Annotated in this window: 18 protein-coding genes; all 18 read left to right on the forward strand. The window is 41.3% G+C overall.

Annotation, left to right across the window (positions count from 1 at the left end; all coding sequences use genetic code 11):
* The coding region (locus ABEV15_RS12275; RefSeq protein ID WP_498853373.1) for a transposase at positions 1–493 on the forward strand (493 nt) is incomplete at its 5' end.
* 270 nt (positions 494–763) lie between these two features.
* On the forward strand, positions 764–2,095 hold the full coding sequence (locus ABEV15_RS12280) for a NarK family nitrate/nitrite MFS transporter (protein WP_498853374.1): 1,332 nt from the start codon (positions 764–766) through the stop codon (positions 2,093–2,095).
* Between the two features lie 71 nt (positions 2,096–2,166).
* Positions 2,167–2,919 (forward strand): molybdate ABC transporter substrate-binding protein, encoded by a 753-nt coding sequence (modA, locus tag ABEV15_RS12285; RefSeq protein ID WP_498853408.1) that lies wholly within the window; start codon positions 2,167–2,169, stop codon positions 2,917–2,919.
* Between the two features lie 2 nt (positions 2,920–2,921).
* Positions 2,922–3,617, forward strand: coding sequence for a molybdate ABC transporter permease subunit (gene modB / locus ABEV15_RS12290; protein WP_429631033.1), 696 nt, complete (start codon positions 2,922–2,924; stop codon positions 3,615–3,617).
* On the forward strand, positions 3,598–4,635 hold the full coding sequence (locus ABEV15_RS12295; RefSeq protein ID WP_498853375.1) for a sulfate/molybdate ABC transporter ATP-binding protein: 1,038 nt from the start codon (positions 3,598–3,600) through the stop codon (positions 4,633–4,635). The genes modB and ABEV15_RS12295 overlap by 20 nt, the downstream gene beginning before the upstream one ends.
* A gap of 100 nt (positions 4,636–4,735) precedes the next feature.
* Positions 4,736–5,737 carry a GTP 3',8-cyclase MoaA gene (gene moaA / locus ABEV15_RS12300; RefSeq protein WP_498853376.1) on the forward strand — a complete coding sequence of 334 codons (1,002 nt, stop codon included), beginning with the start codon at positions 4,736–4,738 and terminating at the stop codon, positions 5,735–5,737.
* 4 nt (positions 5,738–5,741) lie between these two features.
* Positions 5,742–6,239, forward strand: coding sequence for a MogA/MoaB family molybdenum cofactor biosynthesis protein (locus ABEV15_RS12305; RefSeq protein ID WP_498853377.1), 498 nt, complete (start codon positions 5,742–5,744; stop codon positions 6,237–6,239).
* On the forward strand, positions 6,236–6,805 hold the full coding sequence (locus ABEV15_RS12310; protein WP_498853378.1) for a molybdenum cofactor guanylyltransferase: 570 nt from the start codon (positions 6,236–6,238) through the stop codon (positions 6,803–6,805). The genes ABEV15_RS12305 and ABEV15_RS12310 overlap by 4 nt, the downstream gene beginning before the upstream one ends.
* A 152-nt stretch (positions 6,806–6,957) precedes the next feature.
* On the forward strand, positions 6,958–8,211 hold the full coding sequence (locus tag ABEV15_RS12315) for a molybdopterin molybdotransferase MoeA (RefSeq protein WP_498853379.1): 1,254 nt from the start codon (positions 6,958–6,960) through the stop codon (positions 8,209–8,211).
* Positions 8,202–8,708 (forward strand): molybdopterin-guanine dinucleotide biosynthesis protein B, encoded by a 507-nt coding sequence (gene mobB, locus ABEV15_RS12320; protein WP_498853380.1) that lies wholly within the window; start codon positions 8,202–8,204, stop codon positions 8,706–8,708. The genes ABEV15_RS12315 and mobB overlap by 10 nt, the downstream gene beginning before the upstream one ends.
* Positions 8,689–9,144: a molybdenum cofactor biosynthesis protein MoaE gene (locus ABEV15_RS12325; protein WP_429631019.1), complete on the forward strand. Its 456-nt coding sequence runs from the start codon at positions 8,689–8,691 to the stop codon at positions 9,142–9,144. The genes mobB and ABEV15_RS12325 overlap by 20 nt, the downstream gene beginning before the upstream one ends.
* The gene (gene moaD / locus ABEV15_RS12330; protein ID WP_429631017.1) at positions 9,141–9,374 is read left to right on the forward strand and encodes a molybdopterin converting factor subunit 1; all 234 of its coding nucleotides are present in this window, start codon (positions 9,141–9,143) and stop codon (positions 9,372–9,374) included. Before ABEV15_RS12325 ends, moaD begins: the two co-directional genes overlap by 4 nt.
* A 4-nt stretch (positions 9,375–9,378) precedes the next feature.
* On the forward strand, positions 9,379–9,867 hold the full coding sequence (gene moaC / locus ABEV15_RS12335; protein WP_429631015.1) for a cyclic pyranopterin monophosphate synthase MoaC: 489 nt from the start codon (positions 9,379–9,381) through the stop codon (positions 9,865–9,867).
* The gene (locus ABEV15_RS12340; RefSeq protein WP_498853409.1) at positions 9,867–10,880 is read left to right on the forward strand and encodes a ThiF family adenylyltransferase; all 1,014 of its coding nucleotides are present in this window, start codon (positions 9,867–9,869) and stop codon (positions 10,878–10,880) included. The genes moaC and ABEV15_RS12340 overlap by 1 nt, the downstream gene beginning before the upstream one ends.
* 15 nt (positions 10,881–10,895) lie before the next feature.
* Complete coding sequence (locus ABEV15_RS12345; protein ID WP_498853381.1) at positions 10,896–11,585, forward strand: Crp/Fnr family transcriptional regulator; 690 nt, start codon at positions 10,896–10,898, stop codon at positions 11,583–11,585.
* 108 nt (positions 11,586–11,693) lie between these two features.
* Positions 11,694–12,221, forward strand: a complete 528-nt coding sequence (locus ABEV15_RS12350) for a hemerythrin domain-containing protein (RefSeq protein WP_498853382.1) — start codon at positions 11,694–11,696, stop codon at positions 12,219–12,221.
* A 143-nt stretch (positions 12,222–12,364) separates the two neighbouring features.
* Entirely contained in the window at positions 12,365–16,048 is a 3,684-nt protein-coding gene (locus ABEV15_RS12355; RefSeq protein ID WP_498853383.1) for a nitrate reductase subunit alpha, read from the forward strand.
* Entirely contained in the window at positions 16,038–17,513 is a 1,476-nt protein-coding gene (gene narH, locus ABEV15_RS12360) for a nitrate reductase subunit beta (protein WP_498853384.1), read from the forward strand. The genes ABEV15_RS12355 and narH overlap by 11 nt, the downstream gene beginning before the upstream one ends.
* Positions 17,514–17,527: the final 14 nt, after the last annotated feature.

The raw sequence follows: 17,527 nt of genomic DNA on the forward strand, positions 1-17,527 counted from the left end.
TCACCGTTTACAGCGTCTTGTTTCTTCCGATTCCAATGTCATCGCTGATTTTACTTGTCAGCTAGGAACGAAGCAATGCCGTTCGAAGAAACGTCATCGAGTGGTCATCTTTCGTGATGCCCATGGAAAGGAGATTCGCGTCGTAACTAATGTCTTTGACGTATCGGCAGAAAAGATTACCGACATGTATCAAGGGCGTTGGGCAGTCGAGGTCTTTTTTCGATGGATCAAGCAATACTTGAATGTACCTACCTTATTTGGGACAACAAAAAACGCCGTCTACAATCAGCTGTTTGCGGCGTTCATTGCCTATGTGTTATTGAGATGGCTATATGACCGAACAGAGAAACGAACGCAAACCACCCTCACGTTCATTTCTTTCGTTCGTCGGGTTTTATTTGGGCAACTTCCTCTCGATTGGAAATCAGAGATGGTAGCTGTCTTATTTGAGCATGCCCATTTTTACGGGAGAAGTATTCATAATTTTGGATAATCAACAGCCGTGACCTAATATTTTAGGTATGTTTAAACAATGGACAAATTCGTATTCATACGGTTTTTGGTAGGTTGCAGCGACGATGCTGGTTGCGATGCTCATCATGAGACAGTTACGTAAAACGATCGCTTAAATATCATTTTTTAACATTGTATGAACGTTTCAGAAAATGTGATACACATCACATTTTTATTTATGTGCTTTCTTTATGATGAAAGTACAGAAACCATTTCTACAATCATACTTCAAAAAGGAGAGACGATTGTTATGAGTCAAACATTGAAAACGGTGTCACAATATGTTGAACGGAAAAGTCGTATCGGTTCGTATTGGAACCCAGAGGATCCTGTGTTTTGGGAAAAAGAAGGGAAAAAACATGCTCGCCGAAATCTTTGGATCTCCGTTCCAACGTTAATGCTTGCATTTATCGTCTGGCAAATTTGGTCTATCATTGCCGCCCGATTAAATGACATTGGTTTTCAGTTTACGCAAAGTCAATTGTTTACGTTAGCTGCTGTGCCGGGATTAGTTGGGGCAACGTTACGCTTCGTTTATACGTTTGCAGTCGGGAAATTCGGAGGAAGAAACTGGGTTGTTTTTTCGACAGGGGTGTTACTTATTCCTGCCATTGGACTTGGATTGGCAGTTCAAAATCCTGATACACCGTATTGGGTAATGTTACTATTAGCTGCTCTCTGTGGACTTGGTGGAGGAAACTTTGCATCTGCATTAGCTAACATTAGCTTTTTCTTTCCGAAAAAAGAAAAAGGAACAGCACTTGGCATTAACGGTGGCCTTGGAAACATGGGTGTATCGGTCGTTCAGTTTGTTACACCGTTGATCGTAACAGTTGGTGTGTTTGGAGCGATCGGTGGCGAACCACAAGTACTAGCAGACGGCTCAAAAGTTTGGTTACAAAACGCTGCGTTTATTTGGGTCATTCCGATTGTGTTCTTTACGATTTTAGCATATTTCGGTATGGATAACTTACCAAATGCAAAACAATCTGTATCAGAGCAGTTTGTCATCGTAAAAAGAAAACATACGTGGATTATGACATGGTTGTATATCGCAACGTTCGGTTCGTTTATTGGATATGCGGCAGCGTTTCCGCTTTTATTAACATCACAATTTCCAGAACATGCATCGCTCGCCTTTTTAGGAGCGTTTTTAGCAGCTGCATTCCGTCCGGTCGGTGGATGGTTGGCCGATAAATTAGGAGGAGCGCGTGTAACAAACTACGTTTTAATTGTTATGGGGCTTGGTGCTGCTGCGGTTATGTATTTTACAACTGAAAAACAATTTATCGGATTTATTGTATCTTTCATGATCTTATTTATTGCTGCTGGAATGGGATCAGGGTCAACATTCCAAATGATCCCGATCATCTTCCCACCAAAAGAAGCAGCACCTGTTCTCGGTTTTACGGCAGCGTTTGCAGCATACGGTTCATTTTTCATTCCAAAATTATTCGGTTGGGCATCTCAAAATACAGGCACACCAATTACAGCGTTTTACTTCTTTATCGCATTTTATGTTGTATCGATTGCATTAAACTGGTATTATTATGTTAGAAAAAATGCGGAAGTGAAATGTTAAGAAAATAAAAGGGAATATCTGTAACGGATATTCCCTTTTATTGATATGTGGAGGAATTTGGTGTGAAAAAGATGTGGTTTTTAGTTATGTTTTTTTTGTTAGTGGCATGTCATTCTTACTCTGTACAGCCAACGTCGCCACCATCCATTAAAGTTGCCGCAGCGGCAGATTTAACAAATGCTTTCAAAGAAATGGAGGAACAATTTAAAAAAGAAACAGGGATAGAAGTTACATTTATTTTCGGTTCGAGTGGTCAGCTAGCAGAACAAATTAAACAAGGGGCGCCGTTTGATATATTTGCTTCAGCGAATGTAGAATATGTCGATGAACTCGTTCGCGAGCATATCGCTCTTGAACAAACAAAAAACATATACGCCTTTGGGCGCATTGGACTTGCCGTAAAAGAAGGAGTAGCTGTAACGTCATTACAAGATTTACTGAAAAAAGAAGTGAAAAAAGTGGCGATTGCTAACCCGGATCATGCACCGTATGGACTAGCAGCAAAGCAAGCGTTACAGAAAGCGGGTTTATGGGAACAAGTAGAGCCGAAGCTTGTTTATGGGAAAAACATTGCTGATACGCTTGCTTATGTGGAATCAGGCAATGTTGAAGCAGCGATTGTCGCACTTGCACTAATGAAGGGGCATCCTCTTCCATTCTATCTAATTGATGAACACATGCACGAACCGATTCGCCAAGCTATCGTCGTCGTAAAACAAACGAAACATGAAGAAGAAGCGCGCGAATTTCTCACATTTTTAAAAGGACCAATCGGTACAAGCATCATGAAAAAGTATGGTTTTATCATTCCTGAGGAGGAATAATCGTGCAGGCGGTCAATCTTTTTCCGCTCTTTTTATCGTTGAAAGTAGCAACGATAGCAACAATTTGTGCGCTTGTTGTCGGTTTGCCCATTTCTTACTATTTAAGCCACTCCAACGGTAAAATAAGTGATATGCTTGATTCATTATTCACGTTGCCGATTGTATTACCGCCAACGGTTCTCGGTTACTATTTACTTGTTTTGCTCGGTCGCTCGAGCCCACTTGGCCGTTTTTTAGAAGATGAGTTCGGAATATTGATTGTATTTACGCCGACAGGAGCGGTTATCGCTGCTTTTGTTGTCGCTTGGCCGTTTTTTGTGAAAACGGCGCGGGCAGCGTTTGCAAGTATTGATGGACAATTGTTGAACGCAGCTCGCGTGCTTGGACGATCGGAATGGGATATTTTTTTCACCGTCGTCATTCCTCTTTCTTGGCGTAGCATTGCATCTGCGACTACGCTCGTTTTTGCGCGTGCGCTTGGCGATTTTGGCACAACGTTAATGGTTGCAGGAAGTATTCCGAACGAAACGATGACAATGCCGATTGCCATTTATGATGCGTTGCTTGCTGGGGATAAAAAAATGGCAAATATACTCGTCCTTATGATGACAGTTGTATCTGTTGTTTTATTGTATACGATGAAACGATTAGAGAAGCGAATGATGCGAGGGGAAAACGATGCTTTACGTCGCCATTAAGAAGGTGTTTCCGCACTTTCAGTTAGATGTTCATTTTACAATTGAAAAAGGCATTGTTGGCATATTAGGACCATCAGGATGTGGAAAAAGTTTAACGTTACAAAGTATTGCGGGGCTGCAACGGCCAGATGAAGGCGTTATTCAATTACATGACCGTTTATTTTTTCATTCAGACAAACGGATTTACATCCCTGCTCGTCATCGAAACGTTGGCTATATGTTTCAACATTATGCCCTTTTTCCGCATTTAACGGTTTATGAAAATATTGCGTTCGGTTTAAAAAAATGGCCAAAAAAACAAGTGCAACATACAGTTACAAATATGATTGAAAACATCGGATTAGAAGGATACGAAAACTATTACCCTCACCAATTATCCGGAGGACAGCAACAACGAGTGGCACTTGCACGAACGCTTGTTACAAAACCGAGTATATTATTGCTTGATGAGCCGTTCTCGGCGCTCGATCACCATACAAAACAAGCGATGGAACAGCAATTTTTCTCTTATTTACAACAACACTTTTCCGGCATCGTTCTTTTTGTTACACACCATTTAGAAGAAGCCTATCGGTTATGCGACGAGCTTATGTTGTATGATCGTGGTCGCATCATACAACAAGGAAAAAAAGAACGTGTATTTTATGAACCAGAAAATGTACAAGCAGCAAAAATTGTTGGATGTAAAAATATATTTCCTTGTACGATCGATGATAGAGGAGAACAACTTATTTGTTCCGTCAATGGAGCATCACTTATTGTTCCTGCCTATAAAAAAAAGAGCAAGGCGACATATATTGGCATTCATTCACACCATATTCGTTTTGTAGACGAAGCGACATACAACACTTTTTCTTTTCAGATCATTCGGACCGTTCCAAATGTATACACGTATGATGTAACGCTGCAAACAGAACATTTTATATTGCAGGCAAGCGTTAGTGAAGGAGAGTGGCAACACATACAAAATAAAAAAGTATATTTGCCCCCAGAGCATGTATTTCTTTTATTTGAATAAATCATGAACATGTATGTTTGTGTGACGTGCGTCACATTTGTTTGCGAGTAGATTAGTAACATGGACATAGAAACTCGGTAAATGAAATGAGGGATTGACGATGGTATATGATGTATATGAACGTCCATTATTAGACTTACGTATGTCGGTAACGGATCGATGTAATTTTCGCTGCACGTATTGTATGCCCGATATAGAGGGAAAAACTTATTGTTTCATGAATCGGGAACAACTGATGACATTTGAAGAAATGGAGCGTTTTGCGCGACTATTTATAAAACTTGGAGTAAGGAAAATTCGTTTAACAGGCGGAGAGCCGTTGTTGCGAAAAGATATTGATGTGCTTGTGGCGATGTTGACAAACATTGAAGGTGTTCAAGATGTATCGCTAACGACAAATGGCTTTTTTTTAAAAAAGTATGCGAAAAAATTGAAAGATGCTGGTATGAAACGAGTGAACGTCAGCTTAGATGCGCTCGATGATCATATTTTTATGAAAATGAACGGAGTCGGTGTACGTTCTGCACACATTTTAGAAGGAATTGATGTAGCGCTAGCTGAAGGACTTTCAGTAAAAGTAAATATGGTTGTAAAAAAAGGACTAAACGATAGCGAAATTTTACCGATGGCTTACTTTTTTAAAAAGAAAGGGGTAACGCTTCGCTTTATTGAATTTATGGATGTTGGCTCTTTAAATGGCTGGAAGTTAGATGATGTTGTGACGAGCAAACAAATTTATGACATCATTTCTGAACATATGCCGCTTGAGCCTGTTGCTCCTAGCCATGTTGGTGAAGTAGCTAAACGTTATCGTTACGTAGGAACGAATGTAGAAGTAGGATTTATTTCTTCTGTTTCTGGTGCATTTTGTTCAGACTGCACACGAAGCCGATTATCTGCTGATGGAAAGCTATATACATGTTTATTTGCGACAAATGGAACGGATTTATTAAGCATGATGCGCGCTGGCGCAAGCGATGAACAACTGATTTCATGTATTGAACATGTTTGGCGCAAACGGCTCGACCGCTATTCAGAAGAACGTGGAAAACAAACAACGTGGAACGGAAAACGAATTGAAATGTCATATATTGGAGGTTAACAGCATGGGCGTTCATGATCATAAAAAGCAAGCTACGCTTCCTGTTCACTGTAAAATTGTTACTGTTTCCGACACGCGCACATATGAAACAGATACGAGCGGACAAATCATTCGCGAACAATTAAAACAAGCGGACATCATCGTCGTTGCATATGAAATTGTCAAAGATGACGTATTCGCCATTCGACAAGCTGTACAAACATCTGAACAAGTAGATGTCATTTTAATTAATGGAGGAACGGGATTTACAAAACGCGATGTGACGATTGAAGCGATTCAACCGTTGCTTGAGAAAGAAATGGTTGGGTTCGGTGAGCTGTTCCGCTTTTTAAGTTATGAACAAATCGGTAGCGCAGCGATGTTAAGTCGTGCGCTTGCTGGCTCGATGAACAACATGATGATTTTTTGTATGCCCGGATCGACAAAAGCGGTGCGCTTAGCGATGGAGAAGTTAATTTTGCCGGAAATCCGTCATCTTGTTTGGGAGCTTCGTCGCCAATGAAAACGGTTGGCATCGTTTTAGCAGGGGGACAGTCGAAACGTTTTGGGGAGCCAAAAGCGCTTGCGTTGCGACAGGGGAAGCCTTTTCTTTTCTATAGTGTAGAGGCGTTACGTTCAATTGTTGATGAGATCGTCGTTGTTGCTACCCCATACATTCAAAAACAGCTATTGTGCAAAGAGGTGTTATGGGGAGAAGACGATCCAAACTATAAAGGAAAAGGGCCTCTAGCAGGTATTTATTCTGCTATGGTGCATCATGAAGCAACGTGGTATATCGTATTACCGTGCGATACTCCGTTTATTCATGAAACAATTGTAAAGACGCTAAAACAACAAGCAGACGACGCATTTGATGCTATTGTTCCATATGTGAACGGAAGGCTGCAACCGCTCATTGCTATGTATCACTATCGTGTAAAATCGCTCATGTACGATTGCCTTCGGCAAGGAGAGTATCGCATGTACACGTTTCTTTCTTCTTGCCGAGTGAAGCAGATAGAAATGAAAGAAGAGCAACCATTTATGAATATTAATACAAAAGAACAATTTCACAAATGGATTGGTTAGAGGCAATACGCCTCTTTTTTATCAACATTTATGAAAAAAATGTGAACTTTGTCACAACATATCGCATTTTTGTGACATACATCACACGATTTTATAATTAAAAAGCGATATAGTAAAAGTAGGAATAGATTGTTTAAGAAGGGATGAACTATATGCGCAAGCCCATTCCAGTTGAAGAAGCGATTGAACGAGTGATGACACGGTGTCAAGAAGGGGAAAAAGAATATGTTTCGTTAGAACAATGCGACGGGCGCATTTTAGCAGAGCATATTGAAGCAACGATGCCAATTCCTTGGTTTGATCGCTCACCATATGATGGTTATGCTCTCTCAGCTGAAGCGACAGCAGAAGCATCATCTGATCAGCCTGTACTATTAGAAGTCGTTGCCACAGTTGGTGCTGGGACGGTTTGGGATGGCTCATTGACGCCAAAGCAAGCGGTAAAAATTATGACCGGTGCAGCCATTCCAGATGGTGCAAATGCTGTCATCATGGTTGAATTGACGAAGGAAATTGAAAAAGATGGGAAGCGTTTTGTAGAAATAAAAAGAAAAGTGCATGAAGGTGAAAATATCTCGCGTGTTGGCGAGGATATGAAACAAGGTGATGTTGTTGTTGAAAAAGGGACGATGATTCATCCAGGCGTTGTCGCTGTTTTAGCGACATTTGGATATGATCGAGTACCTGTTATGAAAAAGCCGAAAGTCGCTATTATTTCAACGGGAAGCGAGCTTCTTCATGTTTATGAGCCACTTGAAAAAGGGAAAATCCGAAACAGCAACGCTTACATGCTTCAAGCGCAAATTCGACGCGCAGGTGGGGAGCCGATTTTATTTGGAAAAGTGGCCGATACATTTGAACATACGTTATACGTCGTACAAAAAGCGTTGCGGGAAGCGGATGTTGTCATCACAACGGGCGGGGTATCTGTTGGGGATTTCGATTACATGCCTCGCGTATATGAACATCTTGGCGCCCAATTGTTATTTAATAAAGTAGCGATGCGTCCAGGAAGTGTAACGTCGGCAGCTGTATTTGAAAAGAAAATGTTGTTTGGACTATCAGGAAATCCATCTGCTTGTTATGTTGGTTTTGAGCTATTTGCACGCCCGTTTATAAAGGCGATGTTAGGGGAGTCGAAACGCTATTTAAAAAGGGTGCAAGCGGTTTTACAAAAAGATTTTTTAAAACCAAATCCGTTTACTCGTTTTGTTCGTGCAAGCGTATCGTATCGAGATGGAATGTTACACGTGGAACCTGTTGGAAAAGATAAATCGAATATTGTTTCGTCTCTTGCGCAGGCGAACGCTCTTCTCGTTTTACCTGGAGGAACGCGTGGATTTCAAGCAGGTGATCGCGTCGATGTGCTTTTACTTAATGATGAAGGAGATTGTGTTTGGTTATGATCATTTTGCAAGTCGTAGGTTATCAAAATAGCGGAAAAACGACACTTATTGAAAAAATTATTAAACGGTTATATACAAATGGATATCGTGTCGGAACGTTAAAACACCATGGACATAGCGGGAAAGTGGCGTTACCGAAAGAAAAAGATACGACACGTCATGCGGAGGCTGGCGCTATTGTATGTGCGGTTGAGGGGGATGGCACGTTTCTGCTCCATGCGAAAGGGAGTTGGGAACTTGACGAGCTACTCCCCATATATGAACGATTTTCACTTGATGTACTGCTTATTGAAGGATTTAAACATGCACCTTATCCGAAAATTGTTTGTTTGCGCAGTCAAGAAGATGAGCATTTATTACATTTAAAAAATGTGCTTATTTCAATTAGTTGGCAACGCAAGGACGGCTCATTTTTTATTGAAGATGAACAAGCGTATATGGAGCACATTATTGCTTATGTAAAAGGAGGGGGAAAACATGTTTGCCATCGTTCGTGAGCCCATTCATGTAGGAAGTGTAATTGAGGCGGTCGTTGATCGTAATGCGGGTGCTATTGTGACGTTTCTTGGCACAGTGAGGGAATTGACGAATGGAAAAAAAACTGTATATTTGCAATATGAAGCGTATGAGTCGATGGCGCAAAAAAAATTACAACAAATTGGGCAAGAAATTGTCACGCGCTTCCCACAAGCAAAAGTAGCGATTGTACATCGCATTGGACGGCTTGATATTACCGATATTGCAGTAGCGATTGCTGTTTCAACCCCTCATCGCGCAGATGCATATGAAGCAAATCGCTATGCAATTGAACGAATAAAAGAGATAGTCCCAATTTGGAAAAAAGAATATTGGGAAGATGGGGAAATGTGGATTGGTAACCAAAAGGAAACCGTTCGCTACGATGGGGGCGCGCCGAGGGAGGAAGAGGAATGATTCGTGTATTATTGTTTGCATATATAAAGGAGCGGCTCGGTACAGAGGAAGTGGTGCTTCATGAGCAACAAATGACTGTTCGGCAACTTCGCGAGCGCCTGCAACATGAATATGATTTACAAACAGCTCCGTCGCTCATGATTGCGATTAACGAAGAATTTGCAACAGACGATGATATCATATATGCCGGTGATGTTGTTGCACTCATTCCACCGGTAAGTGGAGGGTGATCACATGGGAACGTTTACACATTTTAATGAACAAGGTCGTGCGAAAATGGTTGATATTTCTGAAAAAGGAGAAACGGTGCGTACCGCCCGTGCTGTATCTCGTGTCATCGTTTCAAAAGACGTATATGAAAGAATCGTGCGCTCAGAAGTGAAAAAAGGAGACGTATTAGCTGTCGCCCAAGTGGCTGGCATTATGGCAGCGAAACGCACAGCCGATTTGATTCCGATGTGTCACCCTCTTTCGTTAACGGGAGTCGACATTTCGTTTACGTGGCAAACGAAAGAAACAAATTATGAGTTGAAAATTGAAGCGTTTGTCAAAACAAAAGGAAGTACGGGAGTAGAAATGGAGGCATTAACAGCTGCTTCTGTTTGCGCCTTAACAATTTATGACATGTGTAAAGCAATGGATAAAGGAATCATCATTGGTCCAACGTATTTAGTGGAAAAAACGGGTGGAAAGAGCGGAATTTTTAAAAGACAAGAGGGATAATCATGGAGCGATATTCACGGCAAATATTATTTTCACCGATTGGCGAAAAAGGACAACGAACTCTTCAATATAAACATGCTCTCATCGTAGGTGCAGGAGCGCTCGGTTCAGCGAATGCAGATATGTTAGCGCGCGCAGGCGTCGGTCGACTGACAATCGTGGATCGCGATTATGTTGATTGGACGAATTTACAGCGTCAAACGTTATATAGTGAAGAGGATGCTGAAAAAGGGTGGCCAAAAGCTGTTGCTGCCAAACGCCGTCTTACTGCTGTGAATCGTGACGTTCATGTTGAAGCGCTTGTCATGGATGTGCAAGATGAATCGTTCGCTTCCCTTTTTGAGCAACAAATTGACATCATGATTGATGGAACAGATAATTTCGAAACGCGTTTTTTACTAAATGATTTATCACAAAAATATCGAATTCCATGGATATACGGTGCTTGTGTAGGAAGTTATGGTCTTTCTGTTACGATCATTCCCGAAGAAACGCCATGTTTTCGCTGTTTCGTCAATCATTTGCCTTCCTATCATTTGACTTGCGATAACGTTGGTATCGTTTCTCCCACTGTACAAATGGTAGCCTCTTATCAAACAGCGGAAGCGTTAAAAATATTAGTTGGAGATGTTGCGGCGATCCGACGTTCGCTCGTTATGTTTGACGTTTGGCAAAATGAACATCGATTTTTACGAGTTGATAAATTAAAAAACGAACATTGTCCGTCTTGTGGGAGCAATCGCACATATCCGGCTTTGCAAAGCGAAAAAGCGAAAATGTCCGTCTTATGTGGACGAGATACGGTTCAGATTCGCCATGTCCATCCATTTCATATAACTAAAATGATGGAGCAAATGAAAGCGAGCGGTCAACAAGTACACGGAAACGAATATTTGTTGATGACGCAACTTGAAGGACATCGTGTCGTTTTATTTGCTGACGGCCGCATGCTTGTACACGGGACAAAAGATGTCACAGTTGCTCGTTCGTTATACCAAAAATATTTTTCCTAAAAAGGAGGCATACGTATGTCTCAGTTTATTAGCGAGAAAAATTTTGAACAACTAAAAAAGTTGGCGTATAAAACAATTAAAGTGAAAAGGGGAATGTTTTTATTTCAAGAAGGGCAAATTGGTGAAAACTTTTTTGTCGTCTTATCTGGCAAATTTCAAATTAGTAAATTTTCTGGTGATGGAAAAGAGTTATGTTTGCGGTTATGTGGGACGAATGCTGTTATCGGCGAGCTTATGATTTTTTCCGAGAATGGAAGATATTTATTTAACGGGCGGGCGTTAGAAGATAGCGAAGTACTTGCGATTAAAAATAAAGATATTGAAAAAGAGCTGCTTGCCAATCCAGAGTTTGCTGTCGAATTTTTGAAAATGATGACCGATCATTTTCGTAAACAACATACGAAATTTCGTGATCTCGTTTTATACGGCAAAAAGGGGGCGTTATATTCTACACTAATTCGTATGGCTAATAGTTATGGTATTCAGACGAAAGATGGCATTTTATTAGATGTTCCTGTTACACATCAAGATTTAGCGAATTTTAGTTGTACATCTCGTGAAAGTGTAAATCGCGAATTAAATACATTAAAAAGTAAAGGTATCATTTCTTTCAAAGGAAGAAAAATTATTATTCATAGCTTAGACTATTTAAAAAGGCAAATTAACTGTGAAGGTTGTCCATTGCCATATTGCAACATTGAATAGTCAATAAACGTTCAATTTTTTCGAAAGATGTGTGACGTGCATCACACGAAAAATCGTTTTCCTTTTATACAATAAACATGCAAGCGCATAAAGAAAAGGAGGATGACGATGGAGTTTTCACCTTGCAGTCTCATTGGAAATGAACCCGTTTCATTATGTCCACCATTACAACGACTAAAAGAAGAACACGGCCCATTAAATGAAGAAAAGTATGCCCTTTTTGTTGCTGCAAAAAACATTTACGATGGCAAAGAACAAGATGTTGTTCAAGCGCTTATTCGTTTGCGCGAACATGTGCAGCAATTTTCACAACATTTAGATCCGCACTCACGACGGGAAGAGGAAGTATTATTCCCAATGATGGAACGCTATATTGGCAAACAGTTTGGTCCGATTGCGGTCATGGAATACGAGCATCATGAAGCAAAACAAAATATCGCAACATTTTTACAAAAGACAGAAACAATTCGTGCAGAAGAAGCAAAACCATTAGCTTCTTATGTAATGAACGCTTATATGATTTTAACCGATCATTTTGCGAAAGAAGAACAAGTGCTTTTTCCGATGGCTGAGAAGTTGTTATCTCTCGAAGAAAAAGGACAATTAGCAAAAAGAATGAATGAAATCACAGGCTAATCCATTGTGGGTTAGTCTTTTTTTATATAATATTTCGACATATTTGTGACAATTAAAATAAATGTGACTTACCTCACATTTATTTGTGATGTTCCCGTTTATAGTGGAGATAGAAGGATTTCATACGAAGAGGAGTGAGCGATGTGAAAAAGAAGTCACCGTTGTTCAAACGATTGAACTACGTGAAACCGATTGAACGTCAAGCGGATGGACACAGTGAAGTCACATATCAAGATCGCGATTGGGAGCAAATATATCGCAGAAGATGGCAACATGACAAAGTGGTGCGTTCAACGCACGGTGTAAACTGTACAGGTTCGTGTAGTTGGAATATTTACGTGAAAGATGGCATCGTCACATGGGAAGGTCAAAAACTCGACTATCCAACAACAGGACCGGATATGCCCGATTTTGAACCGCGAGGCTGTCCGCGTGGGGCAAGCTTTTCATGGTATATTTATAGTCCGCTTCGTGTCAAATACCCATACGTTCGCGGTGTGTTGTTAAATATGTGGCGCGAAGCGTTGCAACAACATAAAAATCCGCTTGATGCTTGGAAAAGCATTGTTGAAAATCCAGAAAAAGCAAAGCGTTATAAACAAGCACGCGGAAAAGGTGGATTCGTTCGTGCGGAGTGGGATGAAGTATTAAAGCTTGTCGCTACTTCTTTACTTTACACAGTAATCAAGTATGGACCGGATCGTAATGTCGGTTTCTCTCCAATTCCAGCGATGTCGATGGTAAGTCATGCGGCTGGCGCACGCTTTATGTCACTTGTGGGTGGACCGATTTTAAGTTTTTATGATTGGTATGCTGACTTACCGCCTGCTTCGCCACAAATTTGGGGGGATCAAACGGACGTGCCGGAAAGTAGCGACTGGTACAACGCAGGTTACATTATGACGTGGGGATCAAACGTTCCAATGACTCGCACACCGGATGCTCACTTTTTAGCAGAAGTGCGATATAAAGGAACGAAGGTCGTTTCAATTAGCCCAGATTTTGCTGAATCGACAAAGCTAGCAGATGAATGGTTAAGCGTTAAACAAGGAACAGACGGTGCCTTAGCGATGGCGATGGGGCACGTTATTTTAAAAGAGTTTTATGTCGACCGTCAAGTTCCATACTTTACGAATTATGCGAAACAATATACGGATTTTCCGTTTTTAGTTACGCTCAAAAAGAAAGAAAACGGGCAATTTGTTGCTGATCGTTTCTTACATGCATCTGATATTGGACGAAATACGACAAATGGGGAATGGAAGCCAGCGCTTTGGAATGAACGAACAAACGATTTTGCGATTCCAAATGGAACGATTGGTTCGCGTTGGGAAAATAAAGGGAAATGGAACTTGAAAATGGTGGATGAAGAAACAGAAGAAGCGATTGAACCACGTTTGACGATGTTAGGTATAGAAGATGAGGTTGTAACTATACAAATTCCGTATTTTTCTCATGATGGAAACAAAATTTTAAAACGTGCTGTGCCTGTAAAACGCGTACAAATGGAGCATGAAGAATTATACGTTACGACCGTATATGATTTAGTGCTTGCTAACTATGGGGTTGATCGTGGGATCGGTGGTGAAGTAGCGAAAACATACGATGACCTTATTCCGTTTACGCCAGCATGGCAAGAAAACATCACAGGTGTAAAGCGGGATCTTGTCATTCAAATTGCGCGTGAGTTTGCGCAAAATGCGATCGATACAAAAGGTCGTTCCATGATTATTGTCGGTGCAGGAATTAACCATTGGTTTAACTCTGATACAATTTATCGAGCTGTTTTAAACCTTGTTTTATTCGTTGGGGCGCAAGGGGTAAACGGTGGAGGTTGGGCGCATTACGTTGGCCAAGAAAAATTGCGTCCAGTAGAAGGTTGGCAAACGATTGCCATGGCGCGTGACTGGCAGGCGCCACCAAAACTGCAAAACGGCACATCATTTTATTATTTTGCAACGGATCAATGGCGGTATGAGGATACACCGGTTGGGCAACTCGTCTCACCGCTTGTTAAAGGGGCGCGTTACCAACATTATGCTGATTATAACGTCCTTGCGGCACGATTGGGTTGGCTTCCGTCTTATCCGACATTTGAGAAAAACGGAATCGATCTTTACAACGAAGCGGTTGCTTCTGGAGCGAAAACGCCGGAGGAAATCGGAAAATACATCGCTCAGCAATTGAAAGAGAAGAAGTTGCGCTTTGCGATTGAAGATCCAGATAACGAGAAAAACTTCCCGAGAAACTTAATTGTATGGCGTGCGAACTTAATTTCAAGTTCCGGAAAAGGACATGAATATTTCTTAAAGCACTTGCTTGGAACAACCCACGGTTTAATGAACGACGACAAAGATAGCCTCCGTCCGCAAGAAATTCAATGGCGCGATGAAGCTCCGGAAGGAAAATTAGATTTATTAATTAACTTAGATTTCCGGATGGCTGGAACGGCATTATATTCGGATATCGTATTGCCGGCGGCTACTTGGTACGAAAAACATGATTTGAGCAGTACAGATATGCATCCATTTGTACATCCGTTTAATCCAGCAATTGCTGTACCATGGGAAGCACGTTCAGACTGGGAAATTTTCAAATCGCTTGCGAAGGCGGTGTCACAAGTAGCGGAAGAAATAGGGATGACACCGGTAAAAGAGGTTGTGGCAACGCCGATTCTTCACGATACGCCACAAGAGTTAGCACAACCGTTCGGAAAAATTAAAGACTGGAGTAAAGGGGAATGTGAACCAATTCCAGGAAAAACGATGCCACAAATTCATGTCGTTGAGCGCGATTATACAAAAATATTTGAAAAAATGACAGCGCTCGGTCCGAATGTCGTAAAAGCGCCTTTCGGTGTAAAAGGGATGACATGGTCAGTAGAAGAAGAATACGAAAAGTTAAAACGCGTGTTAGGAACGGTGCAACATTCCTCGGTCGCGAAAGGTTGTCCAGATATAAGTGATGCAAAAAAAGTAGCTGAAGCCATCTTAACACTTTCATCGACAACAAATGGTCATGTTGCGGTGAAAGCTTGGGAATCCCTTGAAAAGAAAACGAGTTTACAGCTAAAAGATTTAGCGGCAGAGCGGGAAGAAGAATGTTTTACATTTGAACAAATTACAGCACAACCAAAAACAGTTATTACGTCGCCAGCATTTAGCGGATCGGAAAAAGGTGGACGTCGTTACTCGCCATTTACGACAAATGTTGAGCGACTCATTCCTTGGCGGACGTTAACAGGGCGTCAATCGTTTTATGTTGATCATGAGTTAATGCAAGAGTTTGGTGAAACGATGGCAACGTTTAAGCCAATTTTGCAACATAAACCGTTCCAAAAAAATCGCCCAGATGTTGAGGGAAAAGAAATTACGCTCAATTATTTAACACCGCATAATAAATGGTCCATCCATAGCATGTATTTCGATTCACAACCGATGTTAACACTATTCCGAGGCGGTCCAACGATTTGGTTAAGTAAAGAAGATGCAGAAGAAGCAGGAATCAAAGACAATGACTGGATCGAATGTTTTAACCGAAATGGTGTTGTTGTTGCGCGTGCAGTCGTTTCGCACCGTCTTCCAAGAGGAATTGCATTTATGCATCATGCACAAGATCGCCACATTAACGTGCCAGGGTCGAAGTTAACGAACAACCGGGGCGGTACGCACAACAGCCCGACGCGTATTCATGTCAAACCGACGCATATGATTGGTGGCTATGCACAATTAAGTTACGGATTTAACTATTACGGACCGACAGGAAATCAACGCGACTTGAACGTCATTATTCGCAAGTTGAAGGAGGTTGATTGGCTTGAAGATTAAAGCGCAAATTGGCATGGTAATGAATTTAGACAAATGTATTGGCTGCCATACGTGCAGCGTCACATGCAAAAACACCTGGACGAATCGTCCAGGTGCCGAATATATGTATTTTAACAACGTAGAAACAAAACCTGGCATCGGATATCCAAAGAAATGGGAAGATCAAGAAAAATATAAAGGTGGTTGGGAGTTGAAAAACGGTGAACTACAATTGAAATCTGGCTCGAAAGTAAACCGATTACTCAACTTATTTTACAATCCGAACTTGCCAACGATTGATGATTATTATGAACCGTGGAATTACGATTATGAAACGCTAACAAATAGCCCTGAAAAGAAACATCAGCCAGTCGCTCGACCAAAATCCGCATTAACCGGCGAGTTTATGGAGTTAAAATGGGGTCCAAACTGGGAAGATGATTTAGCTGGAGCGCACATTACAGCGCTCGAAGATCCAAACGTAGTAAAAATGGAACAATCGATTCAAGCAGAATTTGAACAAGTGTTTATGATGTATTTGCCGCGTATTTGTGAGCATTGTGTGAATCCTCCTTGCGTATCAAGCTGTCCATCTGGGGCGATGTATAAACGCGAAGAGGATGGTGTCGTTCTCGTTGACCAAAACGCTTGCCGTGCTTGGCGGTATTGTGTATCAAGCTGTCCGTACAAAAAAGTATATTTTAACTGGCAAACAAGCAAAGCAGAGAAATGTACACTATGTTTTCCACGTTTGGAGGCGGGATTACCAACGATTTGTTCAGAAACGTGTGTTGGTCGCATACGCTATCTCGGCGTTATGTTATATGACGCAGATCGCGTAAAAGAAGCGGCAAGCGTCACGAACGAAAAAGACTTATACGAGGCGCAGTTATCGATTTTCTTAGATCCGCATGATCCAGAAGTGATTGCAAAGGCAAAAGAAGAAGGCATTCCGCAAGCGTGGATTGAAGCGGCGCAGCAATCACCTATTTATAAAATGATCGTGGATTGGAAAATTGCTTTACCACTACATCCTGAATATCGAACATTGCCGATGGTATGGTACATTCCTCCATTAAGTCCAATTACAAATATGATTGAAGGAAAAGGAAGTCGAGCAAGTGAATATGACATTTTCCCAGCAATTGATGATATGCGCATTCCAATTGAGTATTTAGCTCATTTATTAACGGCTGGTGATCAAGGGCACATTCGTACCGTACTGAAAAAAATGGCAGCGATGCGTTTATATATGCGCGCGCTTCAAACGAACAGACAACCAAATGAACAAATGGTCCAGTCACTAGGACTAACCAGAGAAGATATTGAAGAAATGTATCGCTTATTGGCAATTGCAAAATACAATGATCGTTTCGTCATTCCAGCATCGCATCGCGAACAAGTTGCTGAATTATATGCGGAGCAAGGTACATGTGGATTATCTTTCATGGGCGGACCAGGTTCGTGTGGCACGATTTCGTCATAAGGGAGAGGATGTAA

It is taken from the genome of Bhargavaea massiliensis (genome assembly GCF_050480245.1).
Classification (GTDB): domain Bacteria; phylum Bacillota; class Bacilli; order Bacillales; family Anoxybacillaceae; genus Anoxybacillus.

Bases quoted from the DNA above. Each gene is read 5' to 3' on its own strand.
- ABEV15_RS12280 (WP_498853374.1), top strand. From the start codon at position 764: ATGAGTCAAACATTGAAAACGGTGTCACAATATGTTGAACGGAAAAGT.
- modA (WP_498853408.1), top strand. From the start codon at position 2,167: ATGTGGTTTTTAGTTATGTTTTTTTTGTTAGTGGCATGTCATTCTTAC.
- ABEV15_RS12295 (WP_498853375.1), top strand. From the start codon at position 3,598: ATGCTTTACGTCGCCATTAAGAAGGTGTTTCCGCACTTTCAGTTAGAT.
- moaA (WP_498853376.1), top strand. From the start codon at position 4,736: ATGGTATATGATGTATATGAACGTCCATTATTAGACTTACGTATGTCG.
- ABEV15_RS12305 (WP_498853377.1), top strand. From the start codon at position 5,742: ATGGGCGTTCATGATCATAAAAAGCAAGCTACGCTTCCTGTTCACTGT.
- ABEV15_RS12310 (WP_498853378.1), top strand. From the start codon at position 6,236: ATGAAAACGGTTGGCATCGTTTTAGCAGGGGGACAGTCGAAACGTTTT.
- ABEV15_RS12315 (WP_498853379.1), top strand. From the start codon at position 6,958: ATGCGCAAGCCCATTCCAGTTGAAGAAGCGATTGAACGAGTGATGACA.
- ABEV15_RS12325 (WP_429631019.1), top strand. From the start codon at position 8,689: ATGTTTGCCATCGTTCGTGAGCCCATTCATGTAGGAAGTGTAATTGAG.
- moaD (WP_429631017.1), top strand. From the start codon at position 9,141: ATGATTCGTGTATTATTGTTTGCATATATAAAGGAGCGGCTCGGTACA.
- moaC (WP_429631015.1), top strand. From the start codon at position 9,379: ATGGGAACGTTTACACATTTTAATGAACAAGGTCGTGCGAAAATGGTT.
- ABEV15_RS12345 (WP_498853381.1), top strand. From the start codon at position 10,896: ATGTCTCAGTTTATTAGCGAGAAAAATTTTGAACAACTAAAAAAGTTG.
- ABEV15_RS12350 (WP_498853382.1), top strand. From the start codon at position 11,694: ATGGAGTTTTCACCTTGCAGTCTCATTGGAAATGAACCCGTTTCATTA.